The following is a 22850-nucleotide window of genomic DNA, read 5'->3' as shown; positions in this document are numbered from 1 at the left end:
GGCGCCGGGGTCAGCGCCGCCGGGCAACGACCAGATGGCCGGGCGCCGGCTGGCCCTCCTGGCGGCGGACGATGATGCCCTCGCAGGACAGGACCTCGAAGCCGTGCGCGCCGAGCCGCTCCGTCACGTAGGCGGCGCGGTGGTGGAAGCGCTGGTGCGGCCCGACCATGAAGTCGCGGCTGCCGAACACGGCATCCGGTAGCGTCTCGGTGGAGAAGGCGAGGATGCCGCCGCCGGCCATCCGAGCGGCGGCGTTCGCCAGCAGCGGATCGAGGTCGCCGAGATAGGGCAGCACGTCGGCCGCCACGACGAGGTCGAACGGCGCCTCCTCGTCGAAATCCTCGAGGAACCCGACGGCCTCGCCGATGAACAGCTGGTCGTAGACGCCCTTGTCGAAGCAGTTCTCGATCATGCCCTCGGAGAGGTCGACGCCGATGATCGTCTCCGCCCGCTCCGCCAGCGCCTCGCCGGCAAGGCCGGTGCCGCAGCCGAGATCCAGCATCCGCCGGTACGGGCCGGGGGCGATCTCGCCCAGCCGCTCGGCGATCAGCGCCGGCACGCCGTAGCCGAGTTGGCGGACGAGGATGTCCTCGAAGGCGTCGGCATGCTGGTCGAACAGGGTGGCGACATAGGCGTCGCCAGCCGAGGCGGGCGTCTCGCCCTGCCCCAGCGCGGCCAGCCGGACCGCGGCGCCGCCGTGGTCGTCCGGGTCGAGCGCCAGGCACTCGCGATAGGCCGCCGCCGCTTCCACCGCCTCGCCGGCCTTCTCGAGCGTCAGCGCCCGGTTGTACGCCTCCGCCAGTGCCTCTTCGTCGAACCCGCCGGCCATCGTCCGCTCCGTCACTGTCACAGGAACCGCCTCCTTACGGCAGCAGGCGGGCGGGCGGAAGCGCCAGGCGCCTACTCGGCGGGCGGCACGGGCAGCGGAACCCCCTCGCCTTCCGGCAAGGGCGCCTCGAACGTCTCGGGATCATAGCCGGACGTCGCTGGTGCGTCGGTGCCGACGGCGCCGACATTGTTCTGCAGGCCACCCGGGCCCCGGACCGCATCGTCCGCCTCCGTGGCGTCGAAATCCACCCCCGGCAGCCCGCCGGTATCGATCTGGTCGCCGATCGGGACGCCCTCTCCCTGCTGGATCAGCGTGCCGCCGCGCGGAATCGGCGCATCCTGCGGCACGGCGGTCTGCGCCAGCACGGGTGTCGCCGTAGCGAGGGCGACCAGAACGGCGCAGGCGATACGGCTTGGCGACATCGATCTTCTCCAGGCAGGCCGCGCTAGCGGCACGGCGTCATCCCATTGTCGGCGCAAAACGCCGGCGGGGGACAAGCCGATCCCTCACGTTCCCGTCACCCCGCCTCGGCGCCGGACGGAGGATGCCGGTCGGCCCGTGGATCAGGCGACCGCCGCGTCCGCGGAAAGGGTCGCGATCAGCTGGCGGGCGGTGCGCTCGAGATCGGCCGCCGCGAGGCTGCAGAAGATTTCCGGACCTGCCTCGGCGGCCGGCGCGGTCACCAACTCGTCGGTCAGCGGCACATGGAAGAAGCCGAAGCGGCCGACGCCGAGCCGCCCGGCATGGAAGGCCAGGCGGTAGAGCGTGTCGTTGCAGAGATAGGCGCCGGCGTTGGTCGACCATTCGAAGGACAGCCGCGCCTCGCGCAGCGCCCGGGCAACGGCCGGCCAGGGCAAGGCGAGCGGCAGCGTCTCGGCGCCGTCCAGCACCGCGGGGCCGGAGGGAAAGCCGCCGGCGGCGTCGATCCGCCCCAGCTCGCGCCGGTTTCGCGCCAGCAGTTCGATCCGCAGCCGTTCGGCGCGGCGATGCAGGCCGAACAGCAGCACCGTGTCGGCGCCGGCCGCGACGATGGCCGCTTCCAGCACCGGCCAGCTGCGCTCCCACTCGACCGGCAGCACCACTGTCGCCAGCGCGGCATCGCCGCCGCCAGTGGCTTCCGCCAGCGTTCGCACCAGATGCTCGGTAGGGTTGTCCGGCGCGCCGGGGAAGGAAGAGAAGCCGGCAACGAGGATGGTCATGACAGGTAAGGAGCACCAAGAGACGGGATGCGGGGGTGTTTCGAAACGAAACGTGAAGCACAACAGCAAAGTTTTGCTTGCCAAGCTTGCGGCGGGATATCATTGAAAAGAGGTTCGGGCAATTTCGCGAACACGGGTCAAGGACGAATTGCGTATCGGGGGCGCATCTCCCGAGCGGGCCGTGCGAGAGTGCTGTCCTGCGATGTATCGGTTCCTATCCTAGTCAAGACTTGCCTGCCACCGCCAGACGGCGACACGTAATGCCAGGATAAGGATTCCGACGATGGCACAGACCGGGACGGTCAAGTTCTTCAACACCGAGAAGGGCTTCGGGTTCATCAAGCCCGACAACGGTGGGGCGGACATCTTCGTTCACATCTCCGCCGTGCAGGCTTCCGGCCTGCCGGGGCTCGAGGAGAACCAGAAGGTCTCCTTCGACACCGAGCCTGACAAGCGGGGCAAGGGACCGAAGGCCGTCAACCTTCAGTCCGCCAGCTGAGACTGTCGGCGGCCTGCTACCGCAGGGCGCACGCCAAACAAGTTCTGGAAAGCCCGTCGCCGGCCAGCGGCGGGCTTTTCACAAGGCACGGCTCGTGATCCTGTTTCAATATGGAACGGAATCACCTGGCACGGACCCTGCAAGGGTCCTCCCGAACATCTCATCCGAGACGGGAGCTTGCCATGTTTCGATCCAGATGCCTCGCCGGCGGCACCGCGCTGATCCTCGGCGCCCTGCTCGGCAGCCAGGCGGCCGAAGCCGGGGACCGTACCCCAGAGCCTCTCGATGGCGGACACTACGATGTCGGGCGGCAGCACGACGGGCATAGGGAGCACCGCCGCGACGAGCGCTTCGTTCCGCCCACCCCACTGTTCGACGAATTCAGTGGCGGCGCGATCGGCGACGACGACGCGTTTCTCGACGGCGGCGGTGGTATCAGCAGCGACCGCGACGGGTATGTCTCCCGCGATCGGGACGAATTCCTCGAGGATGGTGGCGGGATCCGCACCGAGCCCGACATCTACGTCACCGACGAGCGGGAGGAATTCCTCGAGGACGGCGGCGGCATCTCGGCTCCCGATCGCACGCTGCGGACGCTGAAATTCCGCCGGCCCGACCGCGATCGCGGCTGGCGCGACCCGCGCCCTTCCCACTCGACGCACCGGACCAGCGGCTCGTTCACCGTCGTCTATTCCGACCTTGGCGACCGACGGCACCTGCCGACATATCCCGTCTCGCTGAATCGCGGCTTCGCCGGCCTCGCCGAGGGTCCGAAGGTCATCGACGTCGCCAGCGCCCGCCTCGACCGACGCCCGATCCCGGCCTCCGGGATCGAGGTGATTTATGCCGGCGGCTCGAAGATCATCCGCATCGCTGAAGGTTACGACCGCACCGCCACCGGCGCGATCGACGCCGCCGACGGCGCGCCGTCCGAGGCGCTGGAGCCATGGTCGCCGGCATGGCTTTCCTGGTGCTCGCGCGCCTATGCGAGCTTCGATCCGGACTTCGGGACCTATCGCGACGAGGACGGGCAGAGCCGGTTCTGTAAGGGGGAGTAAGCCGCCTCCCCGGTGCCGCCGCGCTCTGTCAGGTGAGGAACGGATTGGTCCGGCGCTCGTCGCCGAGGCGCCCGCCAGGCCCGTGGCCGCAGAGGAAGCCGACGTCGTCGCCGAGCGGCAGCACCTTGTCCTTGATCGATCGGATCAGCGCCGCATGGTCGCCGCCGGGCAGATCGGTGCGGCCGATCGAGCCGGCGAACAGCACGTCGCCAGCGTGCAGGAACTTCGCCGCCCGGTCGAAGAACACCACGTGGCCGGGCGCATGCCCCGGCGTATGCAGCACCTCGAATCGATGCGCGCCGAATCCCAGCACGTCGCCCTCCTCCAGCCAGCGGTCCGGGGTGCAGTTGCGGACGGTGCCGCCGATGCCGAACATCCGCGCCTGGTCGGCCAACCCGGCGAGAAGGAATTCGTCCGCCCGGTGTGGGCCGATGATCTCGACGCCGAGCCGGTCCTTCAACTCCATGGCGCCGCCGGCATGGTCGATATGGCCGTGGGTCAGCCAGATCGCCTCGATGGCGACCCCCGCCTCGGCGATCGCCGCCACGATCCTGTCGACGTCCCCGCCTGGATCGACGACGACGCCGACCTTTTCCTCGCCGTCGAAGAGGATGCAGCAATTCTGCTGGAATGGCGTGACCGGAACGATCCGCGCGTTGAGCTGGGTCAAGGGCTGGGCCTTCCGTGCCGCATCGATGGGCGACCGCCGGGGCGGTCTCGCGGGTGGCATAGCGGCCGCGGGAAGGCCGCGCAACGCCGGCCGGCGGCTCAGCTGAACGGGCGCAGCGCCAGCCAGATGACATGCCGGGCGCCGCGACCCTTGCTGCTTGCCCGCACCCGCGCTTCCTCGACGACGAAGCCCGCCTGCCGCAGCCGGCCGGTGAAATAGCTGTCGGGCCCCGACGACCAGACCGACAGGACGCCGCCCGGCCGCAGGGCGGCGCGCGCCGCGCCGAGGCCGGCGACGGTGTAGAGGCGGTCGTTCTCGCGGCTGGTCAGCCCCTGCGGGCCATTGTCGACGTCGAGGATGATCGCGTCGTAGGCCGCCGGCGCCCTGGCGATGCAGTCGGCGACGTCCTCGACGACGACCGTCACGCGCGGATCGTCGAGGCAGCCCGCGAACAGCTCCGCCATCGGCCCGCGCGCCCACTCGACCACCGCCGGGACGAGTTCGGAGACGGTGATCCGGGCGTCGGGCTCCATCATCGCGAGAAGCGCCCGCAGGGTGAAGCCCATGCCGAGCCCGCCGACGAGCACGGATGTCCGCGGCCGGCCCGGGATCTGCTCCAGCGAGAGCCGCGCCAGAGCTTCCTCGGAACCGCTCAGCCGGCTGTTCATCAGCTCGGTGCCGCCGAGCATGATCGAGAACTCGCTGGCCCGTCGCATCAGCCGCAGTTCGCCGCCCCCGCCCGGCACCGGGGCGCTGCCCAGGTGCTCCCAGGGGATCATGGCAGCGCGCGGCGCGTGGCGGGGCGCAGGCCCTCAGGCCGGCGGGCGACGGCGGGGCCGGTCTGGCCGTATGCCATCCCTATTCCGCCGCAGCGCGCTTCGGCTGCACCTCGTTGGCGTAGTCCTCGACCAGGCGGCGGGTCGTCGCGCCGGGGGTGAAGCGCCAGTCGGCGATCTCCGAGACCGGCGTCACTTCCGCCGCCGTCCCGCACAGGAAGCACTCGTCGAAATCGGCGAGCTCCGCCGGCAGGATCGCCCGCTCGCGCACCTCGATGCCGCGACGCTTGGCGAGCGCGATCACGGTGCGGCGGGTGATGCCGTCGAGGAAGCAGTCGGCCAGTGGCGTGTGGATGACGCCATCCTTGACGAAGAAAACGTTGGCGCCGGTCGCCTCGGCCACCTGCTCGCGCCAGTCCAGCATCAGCGCGTCGGCATAGCCCTTGGCCTCGGCCGCGTGCTTGGAGATCGTGCAGATCATGTAGAGGCCGGTGGCCTTGGCCTTGGACGGCGCGGTGCGCGGATCCGGCCGGCGATACTCGGCGAGGTCGAGGCGGATGCCCTTCATCCGCTGTTCGGGATCGAAATAGCTCGGCCACTGCCAGATGGCGATGGCGACGTTGATGCGGTTCTTCTGGGCCGAGACGCCCATCATCTCCGATCCGCGGAAGGCGATCGGCCGGACATAGGCGTCGGTGAAGCCCTGGCGTTCGAGCAGCTCGTTGGTCGCCGCGTCGATCGCGTCGGCGCTGTAGGGGATCTGGAAGCCGAGCAGCCGGCCGGACTCGATCAGGCGCTCGGTGTGCTCGCGCAGCTTGAAGACCGTGCCGCCATAGGCGCGCTCGCCCTCGAAGACCGCGCTGGCATAGTGCAGGCCGTGGGTCAGGACGTGGATCTTCGCGTCCTTCCAGGGCACGAACTCGCCGTTGAACCAGATCTCGCCGTCCAGCTGGTCGAAGGGAACATTGCTCATCGTTTGCGCGACGCCATCGAGGCGTCCTCCCTGATCGTTTCTTGGTGCGTTCGAATGTCCGCCGCGGGTCGGCCCGCGTCAATGCGGGACGGCCCGGTAGCCGGATGCGAAGACGGTGGCAGCGACGGTTTCCCCTCTAGGCTGCCCGGTGTAACAATAGTACCAAATTACGTCAATGGTGCTGACCTATTATCATGGAAATTTCCCCGCCTGCCAAGGCGAGCCTGCCGGATGCCAGCGCCGTGATCGTTCGCGATCCCCTGCCCACGCGAGGCGATCTCGACTTCCGCATGATCGAGCTCTTGTTCTTCGCCTATCGCGAGTTCACCGCCGATGCGGACTCGATCCTGGAGCAGTACGGCTTTGGCCGGGCGCACCATCGCATCCTGCATTTCGTCAACCGCGATCCCGGCATGACCATTGCCGACCTCTTGGAACTGCTGCAGATCACCAAGCAGTCGCTGTCGCGGGTGCTGCGGCAGCTGATCGAGGAAGGCTTCGTCCGGCAGATGCCCGGCGCCGAGGATCGCCGCCAGCGCTGCCTCTATCCGACGCAGAAGGGCCGCGATCTGACGCTTGAACTGTCGCGTGCCCAGTCCCGCCGCATAGACGCGGCGCTGGGGACGACCAAGCCCACTGACGCCGCGCCGATCGGAAGCTTCCTGATGCAGATGGCGTCCGACCGCCGGGCGACGCAGGAATGGTTCAAGAAGCAGGGCATCGACAGGAAAGATCCCGCATGACCGACGCTGCCATCGCGACCCAGACCGATATCGAACCGCTCGGCGACGATGCGCCGCATATCCTGATCGTCGACGACGACCGCCGCATCCGCTCGCTGCTGTGGCGCTTCCTCAGCGAGAAGCGCTTCCGCGTCTCGGTGGCGGCGAATGCCGCGGAAGCCCGCAAGATCCTCGGCGGGCTCGACTTCGACCTGCTGGTCGTCGACGTGATGATGCCCGGCGAGAACGGCATCGACCTGGTGCGTTCGCTGCGCGAGACCCGGACCGCGCCGGTGCTGATGCTGACGGCGCGCTCGGAGACCGAGCAGCGCATCGAGGGGCTGGAGGCCGGGGCCGACGACTATCTGCCGAAGCCCTTCGACCCCCGCGAACTGCTGCTGCGGATCACCAACATCCTCAAGCGCGGCACCCCGGCGCCGGTGCAGAAGCTCGAGCACGTTCGCTTCGGGCCCTACAATTTCAGCCTGTCGCGGCGCGAGCTGAAGCGCGGCGGCGAGATCATCCGGCTGACCGACCGCGAGCAGGAGATCATGACGCTGTTCGCCGAACGGGCCGGCGAGACCATCCAGCGCCAGGAACTGCTCGGCGACGAGACCGAGGTGGGCGAGCGCACCGTGGACGTGCAGATCAACCGCCTGCGCCGCAAGATCGAGAGCGACCCGGCCAACCCGCTCTGGCTGCAGACGGTGCGCGGCATCGGCTACCGCCTGAACGTCGACTGAGAACGCCGTGACCCTGATCGAGCGCCTGATCCAGCACCGACCGCCGCGCAAGCCGGGGGAGACGTCCTGGTGGCGCAAGTGGGCGGGCCGGCTGCCGCGAGGGCGCCGCTTCGGCTGGCACCTGCCGAGCATCCGGATCTGGCGCGGCCCCCTGCGGCACATCCCGCGCATCGTCCAGCGCTACATGCCGACCGGGCTCTACGCCCGCTCGCTGATCATCATCATCGCCCCGGTGGTGATCCTGCAGAGCGTCGTGACCGTGGTGTTCATGGAGCGGCACTGGCAGCTGGTGACCAAGCGCCTGTCGGAATCGGTGGTGCAGGACATCGCGGCGATCACCGCCATGGTGGAGGAGCGGCCGGTCGGCGCCGACAACAGCGACATCGTCCGCATCGCCCGCGAGCATCTCGGCCTGAATGTCAGCATCCTCGCCCCGGAGCCGCTGCCGGCGCCGGCGCCGAAGCCGTTCTTCAACATTCTCGACGGCATCCTCAGCGAGGAGGTGACGCGGCAGATCGGCCGGCCTTTCTGGATCGACACGGTGGGCAATTCCAAGATCGTCGAGATCCGCATCCAGCTCGCCGACCACGTGCTGCGGGTGTTCGCGCCGCGTAACTCGGCCTACGCCTCGAACACCCACATCTTCCTGGTGTGGATGGTCGGCACCTCGCTGGTGCTGATGATCATCGCCATCCTGTTCCTGCGCAACCAGATCCGGCCGATCCAGGCGCTCGCCGCCGCCGCCGAGGGCTTCGGCCGCGGCCAGCCGATGCCGAGCGACTTCCGGCCGCGCGGCGCCTCCGAAGTCAGGCGCGCCTCGCTCGCCTTCATCCAGATGCGCGACCGCATCGAGCGGCAGATGGAGCAGCGCACGGCGATGCTGACCGGCGTCAGCCACGATCTGCGCACCATCCTGACGCGCTTCCGGCTGCAGCTGGCGCTGCTCGGCGAGGGCGAGGACCAGGACGAGCTGAGCCAGGACGTCGACGAGATGCAGCGCATGCTGGAGGGCTATCTCGCCTTCGCCAAGGACGAGGCCGGCGAGGACGTCGGCGAGTGCGACCTCGCCCAGATGCTCGGCAAGTTCCACAACGACGCCAAGCTGCAGGGACGGCAGATCTCGGTCGACATCGTCGGCGACCCGCGCATCGCGGTGCGCCCGGACTCCTTCGCGCGGATGATCACCAATCTCGTCGCCAACGCCATGCGGCATGGCACCAGGGTGCGGATCCGCGCCAGCCACGAGGGCCGCTGGCTGACGGTGACCGTCGAGGACGACGGCCCCGGCATCGCGCCCGACCAGCGCGAGGAAGTGTTCAAGCCCTTCGTGCGGCTCGATACCGCCCGCAACATCGACAGCGGCGGCACCGGGCTCGGTCTTGCCATCGCCCGCGACATCGCCCGCAGCCATGGCGGGGACATCCTGTTGTCGGAGAGCAAGCTCGGCGGCCTGCGCGCGCTGGTGCGCATCCCGGCCTGACGGCGGGCATCCGGCCCGCCGCGCGGATCAGAACATCCGGCCGCCGTCCGGGACGTCCTGGCTCGGCTGCAGCAGCACCACCTCGCCGTCGGCATCGGGAACGCCCAAAGTCAGCACTTCCGAGCGCATCGGGCCGATCTGCCGCGGCGGGAAGTTCACTACCGCGACGACCTTGCGGCCGATCAAGGTCTCCGGCGTGTAGTGGCGAGTGATCTGGGCGGAGGATTTCTTGCGGCCGATCGCCTCGCCGAAATCGATGACCAGCCGGTAGGCCGGCTTGCGCGCCTCCGGGAACGGCGCCGCCTCGACCACGGTGCCGACGCGGATGTCGACCTTCATGAAATCCCCGAAGGCGATTTCGTCGGCGCGTTCGTCGCCCGCCATCAGCTCATTCCTTCGCCAATGCGGCGGCGCGGTCGCGGGCGGCGAGCACGGCGCGCTGCATCAAAGGCGCCAGCCCGTCCTCGGCCATCAGTACGTCCAGCGCCGCCTGGGTCGTGCCGTTCGGCGAGGTGACGTTGCGGCGGAGCTTTTCCGGGGTCTCGGACGAGCGGATCATCAGCTCGCCGGCCCCGGCGACGGTGTGGCGGGCGAGCCGCATCGCCAGATCGGCGGGCAGGCCGGCGGCGACGCCCGCCTCGGCCAAGCATTCGGCAAGGTGGAAGACATAGGCGGGGCCGCTGCCCGAGACGCCGGTGACCGCGTCGATCAGCTCCTCGCGATCGACCCATTCCACCGGGCCGCTGGCAGCCAGCAGCGTATCGGCCAGCGCTCGGCCGGCTGCATCGACGCGCGCATTGGCGAAGGCGCCGGTGATGCCGCGGCCGATCAGCGCCGGCGTGTTGGGCATGGCGCGCACCACCGCGTGCTCGCCGATGCCCGCCTCGATCGTCGCGATGGTGGTGCCGGCGGCGACAGAGATGACCAGCGTGGCGTCGCCGAGCGCGGCGCGCAGCGGCCCGAGGGCCTCGCCCATCATCTGCGGCTTCACCGCCAGGACGACGACGTCGAAATTCTCGGCCGGGACGGATTCGACATGGCGCACGCCCCGCTCCTCGACCAGCGGGCGCAGCGCCTCGCCGACCCGCGGATCGACGACCGTGACGCTCTTCGGGTCGATGCCCTTGTCGAGCCAGCCCGCCAGCATCGCGGCGCCCATGTTGCCGCCCCCGACGAGAAGGATGCGCCCGGCGTCCGGCATCAGGCCTCTCCCGCCGTCTCGAAGATCGCGCAGGCCATCGCCTCGTCGGCCGACTTGTCGGCCCAGATGACGAACTGGAACGCCTGGTAGAAGCGCTCGCAGCTCTCCAGCGCCATCGCCAGCATCCGCTCGGCCTGCTGGCTGGTCGGCTCGGCGCCGCCCGACAGGAGCAGCGCGTGACGGAACATCACCGCGCCCTCCTGCTGCCAGAGGTCGAAATGCCCGACCAGCAGCGTCTCGTTGATCTTGGCCAGAAGCTGCAGCACCTCGGGGCGCCGATGCGCCGGGATCTTCAGGTCGAAGGCGCAGCCGAGATGCAGCGCCTCGATGTTCTCCAGCCAGGAGAAGGAGACGGCATAGTCGGTCCAGACGCCGGCGACCGCCACGGCGATCTCGTCGTCGCAGGAGCGCTCGAAGGCCCATTCGCGCGACGCGGCCACCCATTCGATCACGTCGACCGGATTGGATTGCCGCAAGGTTGCGTAGTCAGTCAGATTCATTCGTTCGCCCCGGCGTCCCCGTATCCGCTTCGGGGAGGCGCGGTCCGCTCCGACACCCCTCCAAAGCCGGGTGCCCGATGCCGATCGGCGTCGAATCACCCTTATGAATCAGCATATAGACCGGGAGTCTTCGCGCTAAGGGCGTGAACGGTTTATTCACCATTGATCGGATTTCGCGGCTCGCGCGCCGCATCGACGGCGAGTCTTAAGCGACTCGCCGCAAAGCGCTTTCAGCCCCGACCGGCGCCGTGGCGGCGCCGGGGAAAAGCTGTTGAAAGCCTGTGGAGAACCTTACGCCTGGCTCGGCGTCGTGTCCGAACCGGACGCTGCGCCCGGAAGATTGGCGATCTTCGCTTCGAGGTCCGCCAGCCGCCGCTTCAGCGCCTCGTTCTCGGTGCGGGCCTTGGCGGCCATGTCGCGCACCGCCTCGAACTCCTCGCGCTGGACGATGTCCATCTGGTTCATCAGGCGCTCGCCCTGGGCGCGAAACATGGTTTCCATCTCCCGCCGCACGCCCTGCGCGGCGCCCGCGGCATCGGTCATCATCCGCGCGAACTCGTCGAGCATGCGGTTCGGGCCTTGCCGGCCGGGGCCTGTACTGGACATGGAGGATCTCCGTTCTGGCGCCCTCGCGCGCGTTGGGTCTGCCCCGGAGGTAGAGACGGGCCGGGGCGAAGGCAATGGCGGCAGGCCCCGAAGCCGTCCCGCCGCTATCGCCTTGACCCTCGCGGCAAGCTCTGGCCAATGTCGCGCCGCCTCTCCCGCGGCGCCCGGCGCCGGCGACCAGACAATGGCGGCCCGATGCTGACCCTTCCCTTCTTCGGCGTGCTCACCTACCCGCAGGTCGACCCGATCTTCCTCGACCTCGGGCTGATCCAGCTACGCTGGTACGGCCTGTCTTACGTCGCCGGCATCCTCTGCGGCTGGCTGTACGGGCGCTATCTTGCCGGCAATCCGCGGCTATGGGCGAACGGCGTCTCGCCCTTCACCAAGACCGACATCGACGACTTCATCCTCTACATCACCATCGGCATCGTCATCGGCGGCCGCCTCGGATCGGTGCTGTTCTACGATTTCGCCCGCTATGCCGAGGATCCGCTGGCGATCTTCCGGGTCTGGGAGGGCGGCATGGCGTTCCACGGCGGCCTGCTCGGCGTCGTGGTGGCGATCGCCGTCTTCTGCCGCGTGCGCAGGGTGCCGCTGTGGAGCCTGACCGACGTCGTCGCGGCCTCGGTGCCGTTCGGCCTGTTCTTCGGCCGCATCGCCAATTTCATCAACGGCGAGCTTTGGGGCGCGCCGTCGACCGTGCCGTGGGCGATGGTGTTCCCCGATGGCGGGCCGCTGCCGCGCCACCCGAGCCAGCTCTACGAAGCGCTGCTCGAGGGCGTCGTCCTGTTCCTCGTGCTGCGCATCGCCACCCATCGCTTCAAGACGCTGCAGCGCCCGCGCTTCACCGCCGGACTGTTCATCTTCGGCTATGGCTGCGCGCGCATCTTCGTGGAGTTCTTCCGCATGCCGGACGTGCAACTCGGCTATCTCTACGGCGGCTGGGTGACCATGGGCATGGTGCTCTCCTTCCCGATGCTGCTGGTCGGCATCTGGGCCATGGCGTCCGCCAAGCCCCGCGCCTATGCCCCCGCCCCCGAGGCGGCCGCCGGCCCGGACGTCGCCCGGCCGTGAACCCGCTGGCACGGCGCATCGCCGCTGAGATCGCGGCGACCGGTCCGATCGGGCTCGACCGCTATTGGAACACCGCCCTGTTCGATCGCGAGCACGGCTACTACACCAGCCGCGAACCGTTCGGGCGCGGCGGCGACTTCGTCACAGCGCCGGAAGTCAGCCAGATGTTCGGCGAACTCATCGGCGCCTGGGTCGTCGCCGCGTGGCGGGAGCTCGGCTCGCCGGCGCCCTTCCTGCTCGTCGAGATCGGCCCCGGCCGCGGCACCCTGATGGCCGACATGCAGCGCACCATTGCGCGGGTGGCGCCGGACTGCATGCGGGCGCTCAGGGTCCGGCTGGTCGAGACCAGCGACCGCCTGGCGGCGGTGCAGGCAGCCACGCTGGATCGTTTCGACCTGCCCGTCCGCCGGGTTCGGCAGATCCGCGAGCTGGAGGCTCTGCCCGCGATCATCGTCGCCAACGAGCTGTTCGACGCGATCGCGATGCGGCAGTTCGTGTTCGACGGCGACGCCTGGCGGGAACGCTGCGTGACGCTTTCCGGCAGCGGCCGCCTCGAGTTCGTGCTCAGCCGCAAGGCCGATGCCCTGCCGAAGACGCTCCTCGCCGGCACCGCGCCGCTGGCCGGCGCGGTGCTCGAATGGTCGCCGGCTCGAGAGGCCCTTGCCGCGGAGATCGCCGACCGTCTTGCCCGCGACGGCGGGGCGGGACTGTTCGTCGACTACGGCCATGCGGCCACCGGTTTCGGCGACACGCTGCAGGCCGTGCACGGTCATGCCTTTGCCGATCCGCTCGACCGCCCGGGCGAATGCGACATCACCAGCCATGTCGATTTCGCGCCGATCGCGGCGGCGTTCCGCGCGCGCGGCCTTGCCGTTTCCCCCGTCTTCACCCAGGGCGCATTCCTGGTTTCGCTCGGGCTGCGCGAACGCGCGGCGGCGCTCGCGGCCCAGGCGGAAGCCGGGAAACACGCCGAAATCGAGGCCGCCGCGCGCCGGCTCGCCGGCTCTGGCGAGAACGAAATGGGAATTCTTTTCAAGGTGTTGGGTGTGGCAACTGCAGCGTTACATTTGCCACCCTTCGGCCTCGGCCCCGCCGATTGACTTCCCCCCGCCCCTCGACCACCATCCCGCGCCATGTCCGAATCCCGACAAAGACCCGCAGTGCGCCTTACCGATTTCGACGTGGTCCGCGCACCGGAACTGGACGTCGCGAACGCCGCGCGGCACGGCTTCTTCACCCGCCGCGGCGGCGTGTCCACCGGCATCTACGCGGGGCTGAACGTCGGCTACGGGTCGGATGACGACCGTGCCGCCGTCGCCGAGAACCGGGCGCGGGCGATCGCCTACATGGGCCTCGGCGACGGCGATTTCGTCACGCCCTGGCAGGTGCATTCGCCCGACGTGATCGTCGTCGACGCGCCGTTCGCGGGCGAGCGGCCCAAGGCCGACGGCATCGTCACCCGCCGTCCGGGCCTTGCCATCGGCGTCGTCACCGCCGACTGCGGCCCGGTGCTGTTCGCCGATGCCCGCAACGGCGTCGTCGGCGCCGCCCATTCCGGCTGGCGCGGGGCGCTCGGCGGCGTGCTCGAGGCCACCATCGCGGCGATGGAATCGGCGGGCGCCGAGCGGAGCGCGATCACCGCCGTGCTCGGGCCGACCATCACCCAGCCCAACTACGAGGTGGGGACCGCGATGATGGCGGAGTTCCTCGACGGCGACGGGGCGCGCGAGCGGTTCTTCGCGCCGGGCCAGGCCGCCGACAAGCGGCAGTTCGACCTGCCCGGCTTCATCGTCGACCGGCTCCGCGCCAGCGGCGTTTCCGCAAGCTTCGTCGGCCTCTGCACCTATGCCGAACCGGACCGCTTCTTCTCCTTCCGGCGCACCACCCACCGCGGCGAGCCCGACTATGGCCGGCAGCTCTCCGCGATCGCTCTTCGGGACTGACACGATGCTTCACTTCGGACGGGACGAATACGAGGCGCGGCGCGACCGGCTGATCGTCGAAATGGGCGAGCAGAAGCTCGACGCGATGATCCTGTTCGCGCAGGACTCGATGTACTGGCTGACCGGCTACGACACGTTCGGCTTCTGCTTCTTCCAGTGCCTGGTGGTGAAGGCCGACGGCGACATGCGCCTGCTCAGCCGCTCGGCCGACCTGCGGCAGGCGCGCCATACCTCGATCATCGAGAACATCACGGTCTGGCGCGACCGCAACCAGGCCGAGCCGGTGATCGAGCTGCGCGACATGCTGGACGAGATGGGCCTGCTGGGCGCCAGGATCGGCGTCGAGTGGGCGACGCACGGCCTGACGGCGGCGAACGGGCGCTCGGTCGAGGAACGGCTCGGCTCGTTCGGCACGCTGAAGGATGCCTCGTCGCTGATCCCGCTGCTGCGGGCGGTCAAGAGCCCGGCCGAGATCGAGATGGTGCGCGAGGCCGCCCGGCTCGCCGACGCCGCCTACGAGGCGGCGCTGCCGCTGATCCGGCCCGGCGCCGACGAGGCCGAGATCCTGGCGACGATGCAGGGCACCGTGCTGGCGGAAGGCGGCGACTATCCCGCCAACCCGTTCATCATCGGCTCCGGCCGCGACGCCCTTCTCTGCCGCTACAAGTCGGGCCGCCGCAAGCTTGGCGCGAACGACCAGCTGACGCTGGAATGGGCCGGGGTGAAGGCGCAGTACCACGCCGCCCTGATGCGCACGGTGATCATCGGCACGCCGACGGAGCGGCATCTGGAGCTGCATGCCGCCGCCCGCGAGGCGCTGGACGCGGTCGAGGCGGTGATGCAGCCCGGCCGGACCTTCGGCGAGGTGTTCGACGCGCATGCATCGGTGATGGAAGCCCACGAGCTGGCCCGGCACCGGCTCAGCGCCTGCGGCTACTCGCTCGGCGCCCGCTATGCGCCATCGTGGATGGACATGCCGATGTTCTACGCCGGCAACACCGAGGCGATCGTGCCGGGCATGACGCTGTTCGCCCACATGATCATCATGGATTCCGACACCGAGACGGCGATGACCCTCGGGCGCACCTACCTGACCACGTCAGGCGCGCCGGAACCGCTGTCGCGGCTGCCGCTGGAGCTTGCCGTCATCGGCAGCTGACGGCCGAAACCGCAGGCGCCGAGGGGTATCTTAACGTTTCTCTGCCACGAAGGGTCTGGCGTTCGCTTCGGCGGGCGCGGATCCGACCCAAGGCAGGGGAGCGTGCCGTGGAAGCCCGCACCAACCTTCGCAGGCCGATCATCGCAGCGGGTCTGTGCGCGTCGCTGGCCGGCTGCACGGGCGTCGACCCGATGATCGGCATGGCCGACGCTCCGATGCCGAGCGTCGACGTCGGCTATCCCGGCATGAGCTATTCGCCGACGCTGGCGCCCGCCGCACCCTATACCGTCGCCACCAACACGGCGATGCAGCCCCCCGCTCCGATCGCCTCGGCGCCCGAGCCCTATGTCAGCCAGCCGGCACCGCTGCCGCCGCCCGCGATACCGCCGCAGCAGCCGCCCTTCCAGGTTTACGACGAGGCACCCCCGCAGCAGACCTACGAGCCAGCGCCGCCGCAGCAGACCTACGAGCCGGCTCCGCCGCCGGCGCAGCCCGTGCGGGTGGCGGCCGTTGCGCCGCCCGCCGCGCCGGCGCCGGCCAGCGGGTCGCTGGCGAGTCGCGAGATCCAGTTCCTGCCGCTGACCGGCGCGCCGGAGGACAAGGCGGTCATGCTCGCCCGCTCGCTCTCCGACAGCGCCGCGACGGCCGGGGTCGAGATCCGTCCCGCCGGCGGCGCGGCGACGCCGGTGCGCCTCAAGGGCTATTTCTCCGCCTTCAACGACGGCACGTCGACGACGCTGGTCTATGTCTGGGACGTCCTCGACCCCAGCGACCAGCGCATCCACCGCATCCAGGGACAGGAGAGCGTTCCCGGCACGGCGAGCGATCCCTGGGCCGATATAGGCCAGGCGCAGCTGGATGCCGTCGCCGACCGCACGATGCGCGAGGCCGCCGCGCTGGTGGGGCAAACCGGATAGCTTCCCGGACCGATCGCGCCGAAGCGGTCAGACTCCGGTTGAAGTTTCGCCCGATGTTGTTATGAGCCCGTCCATCAATCGGCCCTCTCGATGGGCAGCAGCGGAAGGATGCGCATGCAGCGCCAGGTACCGCGTCGCCGTCCCGCCAGCGGAAACAACGCGATGAAACTGTTCAGCGGCAACTCCAATCGGGTGCTGGCCGAATCCATTTCCCAGTATCTGGAGATCCCGCTGGGCCAGGCCATGGTCCGCCGCTTCGCCGACCAGGAAGTGTTCGTCGAGATCAAGGAAAACGTTCGCGGCGAGGACGTCTTCATCGTCCAGTCGACGTCCTACCCGGCCAACGATCACCTGATGGAACTGCTCATCATGATCGACGCGATGCGGCGGGCCTCGGCCCGGCGGATCACCGCGGTGCTGCCGTATTTCGGCTATGCGCGGCAGGATCGGAAGGCCGGCGGGCGCACCCCGATATCGGCCAAGCTGGTCGCCAACATCATCACCGAGGCCGGCGCCGACCGCGTGATGACGCTCGACCTGCATGCCGGCCAGATCCAGGGCTTCTTCGACATCCCGACCGACAATCTCTTCGCCGTGCCGCTGCTGGCGCGCGACGTGAAGGAGCACCAGGACCTCGACAACCTGATGGTGGTCTCGCCCGACGTCGGCGGCGTGGTCCGTGCCCGCTCGCTCGCCAAGCGGCTCGACGCGCCGCTCGCCATCGTCGACAAGCGCCGCGACCGGCCGGGCGAATCGGAGGTGATGAACATCATCGGCGACGTCACCGGCCGCAACTGCATCCTCATCGACGACATCATCGATTCCGGCGGCACGCTGTGCAACGCCGCCGACGCGCTGATGCGGGCCGGCGCCAACAGCGCCTCGGCCTACATCACCCACGGGGTGCTCTCGGGCGGCGCGGTGACGCGGATCAGCGCGTCGAGCCTGAAGGAACTGGTGATCACCGATTCGATCCAGCCGACCAAGGCGGTGCTGGAGGCCCCGAACATCCGGGTGATCACCACCGCCAACCTGCTCGGCGAGGCGATCCAGCGCACCGCGTCGGAAGAATCGGTCTCCAGCCTGTTCGACTGAACGGCTGCGGCAGGCCGGCGCGCCGATGCGGCGCCGGCTTGCCCGTTTTCCGCGGCTGCGCTATAGCGACGGCGTCCGCGCGGACACCCTTGGAGGCAGCGCGGAGTTAAGCGGTCCCTGACGGGTCCGCTTTTCGTCGTTCCGGGCACGACGCCCGTTCGACCCCTCACGAACAAAAGGAACAAGCCATGAGCAAGACCTTCACGGTCAAGGCCGAGGCGCGCGACAAGGTCGGCAAGGGGGCCGCCAGACATCTTCGCCGCAACGGAATGATTCCCGCAGTGATCTATGGCGACAAGCAGGACCCGCTGCCGATCGCCATCCCCTACAAGGAAACCTTCCTGGCGTTGCACGCCGGCGGTTTCATGACGCATGTCGGCACCATCGAGGTCGGCGGCCAGTCGATCCAGGTCCTGCCGAAGGACTACCAGCTGGAGCCGGTCCGCGACTTCCTGATGCATGTCGACTTCCTGCGCGTCTCCGAGAAGAGCCGCGTGACGGTCGAGGTGCCGGTGCATTTCGAGAACGAGGAAGCCTCGCCCGGCCTGAAGCGCGGCGGCGTGCTGAACGTGGTCCGCCACGAGGTCGAGATCGAGTGCCCGGCGACGTCCATCCCGGAAGCCTTCGCCATCGACCTGACGGGGCTGGAGATCGGCGATTCGATCCACGCCTCGGCGCTGACCCTGCCGAAGAACGTCGAGCTGACCATCACCGACCGCGATTTCACCATCGCGACGATCGCGGCGCCTGCGGCGCTCCGTTCGGAAGAGGATGAGGCCGAAGAGGCGTCGGCTGCAGCCGAGTCGGCAGAGGCCCAGGCCGAGACTGAGTCCGACAAGGAAGACTGACCGTTCGACGCGACCGTCGACGACAGCCAGGGGAGCCGGGACATGTTGCTGATCGCAGGATTGGGCAATCCCGGCTCCCGCTATGCCGGTAACCGGCACAATATCGGTTTCATGGCGCTCGACGCGATCGCCCGCGATCCGGCCTTCGGGCCGTGGTCGAAGAAGTTCTCCGGCGAGATCGCTGAAGGGCTGGTCGGCGGCGAGAAGGTGGTGCTGCTCAAGCCGCAGACCTTCATGAACGAATCCGGCCGCTCGGTCGGCGATGCCATGCGCTTCTTCAAGCTGGAGCCCTCGCAGCTCGTCGTCATCCACGACGAGCTCGACCTGCCGCCCGGCAAGCTGCGGGTGAAGACCGGCGGCGGCAATGGCGGCCATAACGGGCTGCGCTCGATCGACGCGCATCTCGGCTCGAAGGACTACCGGCGGGTGCGCCTCGGCATCGGCCATCCGGGCAGCAAGGAAGCCGTCACCCCGCACGTGCTCGGCGACTTCGCCAAGGTCGACCGGGAGTGGCTGGAGCCGTTCCTCGATGCCGTGGCGCGCCATGTCGACAGCCTGGCGAAGGGCGAGGACGCGGTGTTCATGAACAAGGTGGCGATGGCCACCGGCGCCAGCGAACCCGCCGGTGCCAAGGGCTCCGCGAGCAGCGCGCAAGCGGCGCGGCCGAAGGGCCAGAGCCATGTCCGCCAGGCGCGCGGCGCCGGCCCGCAGGTGAAGATTCCCGAGCGCGGCCCGATGGCCGAGATGCTGAAGCGATTATTCGGCGGCAAGGACTGAGCGGCGACAAGCCCTCTCCTCCGCCAGCAAGAGACAAGGATTGCCCCATGGGTTTCAGATGCGGGATCGTCGGTCTGCCGAATGTCGGCAAGTCGACGCTGTTCAACGCCCTCACCAAGACCGCGGCCGCCGCGGCCGCCAACTATCCGTTCTGCACGATCGAGCCGAACACCGGCGACGTGCCGGTGCCGGACCCGCGGCTGAAGGACATTGCCGGCATCGCCAAGTCGGCGAACACCATCGCCACCCGCATCACCTTCGTCGACATCGCCGGCCTCGTGCGCGGCGCCTCGAAGGGTGAAGGCCTCGGCAACCAGTTCCTCGCCAATATCCGCGAGGTCGACGCGATCGTCCACGTGCTGCGCTGCTTCGAGGACGACGACATCACCCATGTCGAGGGCCGCATCGACCCGGTGGCGGACGCCGAGACGGTGGAGACCGAGCTGATGCTCTCGGATCTCGAAAGCATCGAGCGGCGCATCGTCGCCACCCGGAAGAAGGCCGCCGGCAAGGACAAGGAAGCCCAGCAGGCGCTCCCCGTGATGGAAGCCGCGCTCGCCAAGCTGCAGGCGGGCGAGCCGGTGCGCGTGCTGCTCGCCGGCATGGACGCCGACGACCGGCGCGAGCTGAAGGCGCTGAACCTGCTGACCTCCAAACCCGTCCTCTATGTCTGCAACGTCGCCGAGGCGGACGCCGCTAACGGCAACGCGCATTCCGCGGCGGTCGCCGCCATGGCCGAGCGCCAGGGTGCCAAGAGCGTCGTCATCTCCGCCGCCATCGAGGCTGAGATCGCCCAGCTGCCGGAAGCCGAGGTCGGCGAGTATCTGGAGTCGATGGGCCTCACCGAGCCCGGCCTCGACCGGGTGATCCGCGCCGGCTACGAGTTGCTCGACCTGATCACCTATTTCACCGCCGGCCCCAAGGAGACGCGCGCCTGGACGGTCCGGCGCGGCGCCAAGGCGCCGCAGGCCGCCGGCGTCATCCACACCGATTTCGAGAAGGGCTTCATCCGCGCCCAGACCATCGCCTTCGACGATTTCGTCGGCCTCGGCGGCGAGGTCGCGGCGAAGGAAGCCGGCAAGGCCCGCGACGAAGGCAAGGAATACATCGTCCAGGACGGCGACGTGCTGATGTTCAAGTTCAACAACTGACCGGATACGGCCGCCGGCCCCGGGCCGGCGCGCCCTTTCCGGATTGCCGGCCAGGCTGACGCGGGATCGTCGATGCGCACCTATGAAGACTTCGACGAGGGGCTGGAACTGCCGCTCGGGCCCTACGCGGTGACGCGCGAGGAAGTGCTCGAGTTCGCCCGCGAATTCGACCCACAGCCCTTCCATCTCGACGAAGACGCCGCCCGCGAGTCGATGCTCGGCGGACTGTCGGCGTCCGGCTGGCACACCTGCGCGATGATGATGCGGATGATGGCCGACGGCTACATCCGCGATTCCAGCTCGCAGGGCTCGCCCGGCGTCGACTACGTCAAATGGCTGCGCCCGGTCCGGCCGGGCGATGTGCTGACCGGCACGGCGCAGGTACAGTCGCGGCGGCTTTCGGCCAAGCGCCCGACGCTGGGGCTGGCGAAGATCGTCACGGTGCTGCGCAACCAGCGGGACGAGCCGGTGCTGGAGAGCGAATACACGCTGCTGCTGCTCACCCGCGACGGGGTGGCGGCATGAGCTACTGGGACACCATCACCATCGGCGAGCGGGTCGAGATCGGCTCGCACCGTTTCGACGCCGCCGACATCAAGCGCTTCGCCGCCAAATACGACCCGCAGCCTTTCCATCTCGACGAGGAAGCCGCGCGCGCCTCGGTCCTCGGCGGGCTCTGCGCCTCCGGCTGGCACACCACCGCCGTCTGGATGCGGCTCAATGTGGACAGCCAGACTGCCCGGGTCCGCGAATTCGTTGCGGCAGGCAATCCCGTCCCCAAGGTCGGTCCCTCCCCCGGCCTGAAGAACCTGCGCTGGCTGAAGCCGGTCTATACGGGCGACACAGTGACCTTCTCCCAGCACGTCACGGCGAAGCGGAAATCGGCGAGCCGTCCCGGCTGGGGCGTCATCGAGTTCAGCTGCGAAGGCGTCAACCAGGCGGGCGAGCGGGTGTTCTCCTTCGACGCGGCGGCGTTCTACGGCACCGACTGAGCAGCGCCGTCGCGGCGGCGCAGACACGGCTCAGCGCTCGACCAGTCGTCCACGGCCATCGCTGCGGGCCTGCCAGCCCTCGCGCTCCAGCTCCGGCACGTCGTCCGGCGTGCGCGGATAGCCGACGCAGAGATAGGCGACCAGCTGCCAGTCCGCCGGCACGTTCAGTGCCGCCGTGACGACCTCCGGCTCGAGGATCGACACCCAGCCGACCCCGAGGCCCCGGCAGCGGGCGGCAAGCCAGAAATTATGGATCGCGGTGACCACGGAGTAGCGCAGCATCTCGCGCATGGTGCGGATGCCGAGCCCGTGGCCCTGGGTGGTGGCCTCGTCGCAGAACACCGCGAGATGGATGGGTGCTGCGTCCAGCCCCTCCAGCTTCAGACGGGCATAGAGCCCTGCCCTGTCGTCGGGCTGGGATGCCAGCGCCGCGGCGTTGCAGCGCCGGAAGCTTTCGCTCACCGCCGCACGGCGGGCGGGATCTGCGACCGAGACGAAGCGCCAGGGCTGGCTGTTGCCGACTGACGGGGCGAGGTCGCAGGCGGCGAGCGCCAGTGCCAGTTCGTCATCCGGCACCGGCCGGGGATCGAAGCCGCGGACGTCGCGGCGCCAGCGCAGCAGGGTCAGGAACTCGGCGTAGAAGCGGTCGTCGAAATGCGGCACGGCGTCGGCCGCGTCGCGTCGCGGCTCCGTCAATGGCCTTCGAACGCCACCAGCGTCCGCACCTCGACCCCCATCGCCTCGAGCTTGCGGCGGCCGCCGAGATCCGGCAGGTCGATGACGAAGCAGGCGGCGACGATCTCGGCGCCGAGCTCGCGCAGCAGTCGGACGGCGCCTTCGGCGGTGCCGCCGGTGGCGATGAGGTCGTCGGTCAAGAGCACGCGCTGGCCCGGCCGCACCGCGTCGCGGTGCATCTCCATCTCGTCGACGCCGTATTCGAGGCTGTAGGCGATGCGCACCGTGTCGTGCGGCAGCTTGCCCTTCTTGCGGATCGGCACGAAGCCGGCGGCAAGCTGGTGCGCCAGCGCCCCGCCGAGGATGAAGCCCCGCGCCTCGATGCCGGCGACGAGGTCGACCCGGTCGTCGCGGTGGCCGGCGACCAGCGCGTCGACGGCGGCGCTGAAGCTCGCCGGGTCGGCCAGCAGCGTGGTGATGTCGCGGAACAGGATGCCAGGCTTGGGATAGTCGGGAATGGTGCGGATCGCCGCGGCGAAATCCGTCGGCTCATGTCCGGCACGAGCGGCATCGACCGTCATCTCAGTTGTCCTTGCCGATGGTCTGGATGACCTCGAAGCCCTCGAACTGCGGATGGCCCTCGTAGAGCGGCTTGGTGCTGCCGGCGCCGCCATGGGCGGCACGGAACGCCTCCGACTTCGTCCAGGCCTCGAAGGACGAATAGTCCTGCCAGACCGTGTGCGAGGAATAGAGCCGGTGGCCCTCGCGCTCCGGCCCCTTGAGGAGGTGGAACTCGACGAAGCCGGGCACTTCCGGGAGCTTCGACTCGCGGCTTATCCACAGCGTCTCGAAGTCGGCTTCCGATCCCGGCAAGACCTTGAAGCGGTTCATCGCGATATACATCGGTAGTCTCCTCAGGCCCGGTCTTCGGCACGCCGGCCGCAATCTCGCACGACCCGCCGG

The 22850-nt window shown here is 69.2% G+C and carries 29 protein-coding genes; 16 read left to right on the top strand and 13 right to left on the bottom strand.

Annotated features, from left to right (window positions below):
• Positions 1 to 10: 10 nt before the first annotated feature.
• The 3 genes from LXB15_RS04890 to LXB15_RS04880 form a co-directional block, all read right to left on the bottom strand.
• The gene (locus LXB15_RS04890) at positions 11 to 829 is read right to left on the bottom strand and encodes a class I SAM-dependent methyltransferase (RefSeq protein WP_233953055.1); all 819 of its coding nucleotides are present in this window, start codon (positions 827 to 829) and stop codon (positions 11 to 13) included.
• Positions 830 to 900: 71 nt separating this feature from the next.
• Positions 901 to 1251, bottom strand: coding sequence for a hypothetical protein (locus LXB15_RS04885; protein ID WP_233951315.1), 351 nt, complete (start codon positions 1249 to 1251; stop codon positions 901 to 903).
• 141 nt (positions 1252 to 1392) lie between these two features.
• Positions 1393 to 2028, bottom strand: a complete 636-nt coding sequence (locus tag LXB15_RS04880) for a hypothetical protein (protein WP_233951313.1) — start codon at positions 2026 to 2028, stop codon at positions 1393 to 1395.
• Between the two features lie 283 nt (positions 2029 to 2311).
• Here LXB15_RS04880 and LXB15_RS04875 point away from each other — a divergent pair, with 283 nt between their 5' ends.
• On the top strand, positions 2312 to 2527 hold the full coding sequence (locus tag LXB15_RS04875) for a cold-shock protein (RefSeq protein WP_163042333.1): 216 nt from the start codon (positions 2312 to 2314) through the stop codon (positions 2525 to 2527).
• 182 nt (positions 2528 to 2709) lie between these two features.
• Positions 2710 to 3585, top strand: a complete 876-nt coding sequence (locus tag LXB15_RS04870) for a BA14K family protein (RefSeq protein WP_233951311.1) — start codon at positions 2710 to 2712, stop codon at positions 3583 to 3585.
• Positions 3586 to 3613: 28 nt separating this feature from the next.
• On the opposite strand, the gene LXB15_RS04865 is transcribed toward LXB15_RS04870, so the two are convergent.
• The 3 genes from LXB15_RS04865 to LXB15_RS04855 form a co-directional block, all read right to left on the bottom strand.
• On the bottom strand, positions 3614 to 4255 hold the full coding sequence (locus tag LXB15_RS04865) for an MBL fold metallo-hydrolase (protein ID WP_233951309.1): 642 nt from the start codon (positions 4253 to 4255) through the stop codon (positions 3614 to 3616).
• Positions 4256 to 4353: 98 nt separating this feature from the next.
• Entirely contained in the window at positions 4354 to 5034 is a 681-nt protein-coding gene (locus tag LXB15_RS04860; protein WP_233951307.1) for a spermidine synthase, read from the bottom strand.
• A 79-nt stretch (positions 5035 to 5113) separates the two neighbouring features.
• On the bottom strand, positions 5114 to 6004 hold the full coding sequence (locus LXB15_RS04855) for a branched-chain amino acid aminotransferase (protein ID WP_233951306.1): 891 nt from the start codon (positions 6002 to 6004) through the stop codon (positions 5114 to 5116).
• A gap of 194 nt (positions 6005 to 6198) precedes the next feature.
• Here LXB15_RS04855 and LXB15_RS04850 point away from each other — a divergent pair, with 194 nt between their 5' ends.
• The 3 genes from LXB15_RS04850 (at position 6199) to LXB15_RS04840 (ending at position 8949) form a co-directional block, all read left to right on the top strand.
• The gene (locus LXB15_RS04850; RefSeq protein ID WP_370640175.1) at positions 6199 to 6747 is read left to right on the top strand and encodes a MarR family winged helix-turn-helix transcriptional regulator; all 549 of its coding nucleotides are present in this window, start codon (positions 6199 to 6201) and stop codon (positions 6745 to 6747) included.
• The gene (locus tag LXB15_RS04845; RefSeq protein ID WP_233951304.1) at positions 6744 to 7469 is read left to right on the top strand and encodes a response regulator; all 726 of its coding nucleotides are present in this window, start codon (positions 6744 to 6746) and stop codon (positions 7467 to 7469) included. The genes LXB15_RS04850 and LXB15_RS04845 overlap by 4 nt, the downstream gene beginning before the upstream one ends.
• Before the next feature lie 184 nt (positions 7470 to 7653).
• Complete coding sequence (locus LXB15_RS04840) at positions 7654 to 8949, top strand: ATP-binding protein (RefSeq protein WP_233953053.1); 1296 nt, start codon at positions 7654 to 7656, stop codon at positions 8947 to 8949.
• 27 nt (positions 8950 to 8976) lie between these two features.
• Here the strand turns inward: LXB15_RS04840 and LXB15_RS04835 are convergent, their stop codons facing one another.
• From LXB15_RS04835 to LXB15_RS04820, 4 genes are all read right to left on the bottom strand, one after another.
• Positions 8977 to 9333, bottom strand: a complete 357-nt coding sequence (locus tag LXB15_RS04835) for a tRNA-binding protein (RefSeq protein WP_233951302.1) — start codon at positions 9331 to 9333, stop codon at positions 8977 to 8979.
• 4 nt (positions 9334 to 9337) lie between these two features.
• On the bottom strand, positions 9338 to 10150 hold the full coding sequence (gene proC / locus LXB15_RS04830) for a pyrroline-5-carboxylate reductase (protein ID WP_233951300.1): 813 nt from the start codon (positions 10148 to 10150) through the stop codon (positions 9338 to 9340).
• On the bottom strand, positions 10150 to 10650 hold the full coding sequence (locus LXB15_RS04825) for a YbjN domain-containing protein (protein ID WP_233951298.1): 501 nt from the start codon (positions 10648 to 10650) through the stop codon (positions 10150 to 10152). Before LXB15_RS04825 ends, proC begins: the two co-directional genes overlap by 1 nt.
• Before the next feature lie 291 nt (positions 10651 to 10941).
• Positions 10942 to 11256: an accessory factor UbiK family protein gene (locus tag LXB15_RS04820; RefSeq protein ID WP_233951296.1), complete on the bottom strand. Its 315-nt coding sequence runs from the start codon at positions 11254 to 11256 to the stop codon at positions 10942 to 10944.
• Positions 11257 to 11451: 195 nt separating this feature from the next.
• On the opposite strand from LXB15_RS04820, the gene lgt reads away from it, so the two are divergent.
• From lgt to LXB15_RS04765, 11 genes are all read left to right on the top strand, one after another.
• Complete coding sequence (gene lgt / locus LXB15_RS04815) at positions 11452 to 12330, top strand: prolipoprotein diacylglyceryl transferase (RefSeq protein ID WP_233951294.1); 879 nt, start codon at positions 11452 to 11454, stop codon at positions 12328 to 12330.
• Positions 12327 to 13430 carry a class I SAM-dependent methyltransferase gene (locus tag LXB15_RS04810; RefSeq protein WP_233951292.1) on the top strand — a complete coding sequence of 368 codons (1104 nt, stop codon included), beginning with the start codon at positions 12327 to 12329 and terminating at the stop codon, positions 13428 to 13430. Before lgt ends, LXB15_RS04810 begins: the two co-directional genes overlap by 4 nt.
• 33 nt (positions 13431 to 13463) lie before the next feature.
• A complete protein-coding gene (gene pgeF, locus LXB15_RS04805) occupies positions 13464 to 14273 on the top strand; it encodes a peptidoglycan editing factor PgeF (protein WP_233951290.1) in 810 nt (269 codons plus the stop codon).
• A gap of 4 nt (positions 14274 to 14277) precedes the next feature.
• Positions 14278 to 15432 (top strand): Xaa-Pro peptidase family protein, encoded by a 1155-nt coding sequence (locus LXB15_RS04800; RefSeq protein ID WP_233951289.1) that lies wholly within the window; start codon positions 14278 to 14280, stop codon positions 15430 to 15432.
• A gap of 107 nt (positions 15433 to 15539) precedes the next feature.
• The gene (locus LXB15_RS20995; protein ID WP_304502384.1) at positions 15540 to 16349 is read left to right on the top strand and encodes a hypothetical protein; all 810 of its coding nucleotides are present in this window, start codon (positions 15540 to 15542) and stop codon (positions 16347 to 16349) included.
• Positions 16350 to 16511: 162 nt separating this feature from the next.
• Positions 16512 to 17444, top strand: coding sequence for a ribose-phosphate pyrophosphokinase (locus LXB15_RS04790; RefSeq protein ID WP_233951288.1), 933 nt, complete (start codon positions 16512 to 16514; stop codon positions 17442 to 17444).
• Between the two features lie 188 nt (positions 17445 to 17632).
• On the top strand, positions 17633 to 18292 hold the full coding sequence (locus LXB15_RS04785; RefSeq protein WP_233951287.1) for a 50S ribosomal protein L25/general stress protein Ctc: 660 nt from the start codon (positions 17633 to 17635) through the stop codon (positions 18290 to 18292).
• Between the two features lie 42 nt (positions 18293 to 18334).
• On the top strand, positions 18335 to 19069 hold the full coding sequence (pth, locus tag LXB15_RS04780) for an aminoacyl-tRNA hydrolase (RefSeq protein WP_233951286.1): 735 nt from the start codon (positions 18335 to 18337) through the stop codon (positions 19067 to 19069).
• Between the two features lie 47 nt (positions 19070 to 19116).
• Complete coding sequence (ychF, locus tag LXB15_RS04775; protein WP_233951285.1) at positions 19117 to 20220, top strand: redox-regulated ATPase YchF; 1104 nt, start codon at positions 19117 to 19119, stop codon at positions 20218 to 20220.
• A 72-nt stretch (positions 20221 to 20292) separates the two neighbouring features.
• Positions 20293 to 20745 carry a MaoC family dehydratase gene (locus LXB15_RS04770; protein ID WP_233951284.1) on the top strand — a complete coding sequence of 151 codons (453 nt, stop codon included), beginning with the start codon at positions 20293 to 20295 and terminating at the stop codon, positions 20743 to 20745.
• The gene (locus LXB15_RS04765; RefSeq protein WP_233951283.1) at positions 20742 to 21212 is read left to right on the top strand and encodes a MaoC family dehydratase; all 471 of its coding nucleotides are present in this window, start codon (positions 20742 to 20744) and stop codon (positions 21210 to 21212) included. The genes LXB15_RS04770 and LXB15_RS04765 overlap by 4 nt, the downstream gene beginning before the upstream one ends.
• Positions 21213 to 21242: 30 nt before the next feature.
• Here LXB15_RS04765 and bluB read toward each other — a convergent pair whose 3' ends face one another.
• From bluB to LXB15_RS04750, 3 genes are read right to left on the bottom strand one after another with little or no spacing between them, the layout of a single operon-like run.
• Positions 21243 to 21908, bottom strand: coding sequence for a 5,6-dimethylbenzimidazole synthase (bluB, locus tag LXB15_RS04760; RefSeq protein ID WP_370640174.1), 666 nt, complete (start codon positions 21906 to 21908; stop codon positions 21243 to 21245).
• Positions 21905 to 22468 carry an adenine phosphoribosyltransferase gene (locus LXB15_RS04755; RefSeq protein WP_233951281.1) on the bottom strand — a complete coding sequence of 188 codons (564 nt, stop codon included), beginning with the start codon at positions 22466 to 22468 and terminating at the stop codon, positions 21905 to 21907. The genes bluB and LXB15_RS04755 overlap by 4 nt, the downstream gene beginning before the upstream one ends.
• A gap of 1 nt (position 22469) precedes the next feature.
• On the bottom strand, positions 22470 to 22790 hold the full coding sequence (locus LXB15_RS04750; RefSeq protein WP_233951280.1) for an antibiotic biosynthesis monooxygenase: 321 nt from the start codon (positions 22788 to 22790) through the stop codon (positions 22470 to 22472).
• Between the last annotated feature and the right edge of the window lie 60 nt (positions 22791 to 22850).

Origin of the sequence: Aurantimonas sp. HBX-1, assembly GCF_021391535.1 — a bacterium.
Lineage (GTDB): Bacteria > Pseudomonadota > Alphaproteobacteria > Rhizobiales > Rhizobiaceae > Aurantimonas.
Note: the sequence above shows the minus strand (reverse complement) of the source record. Positions and strands in the feature narration are given on the sequence as shown.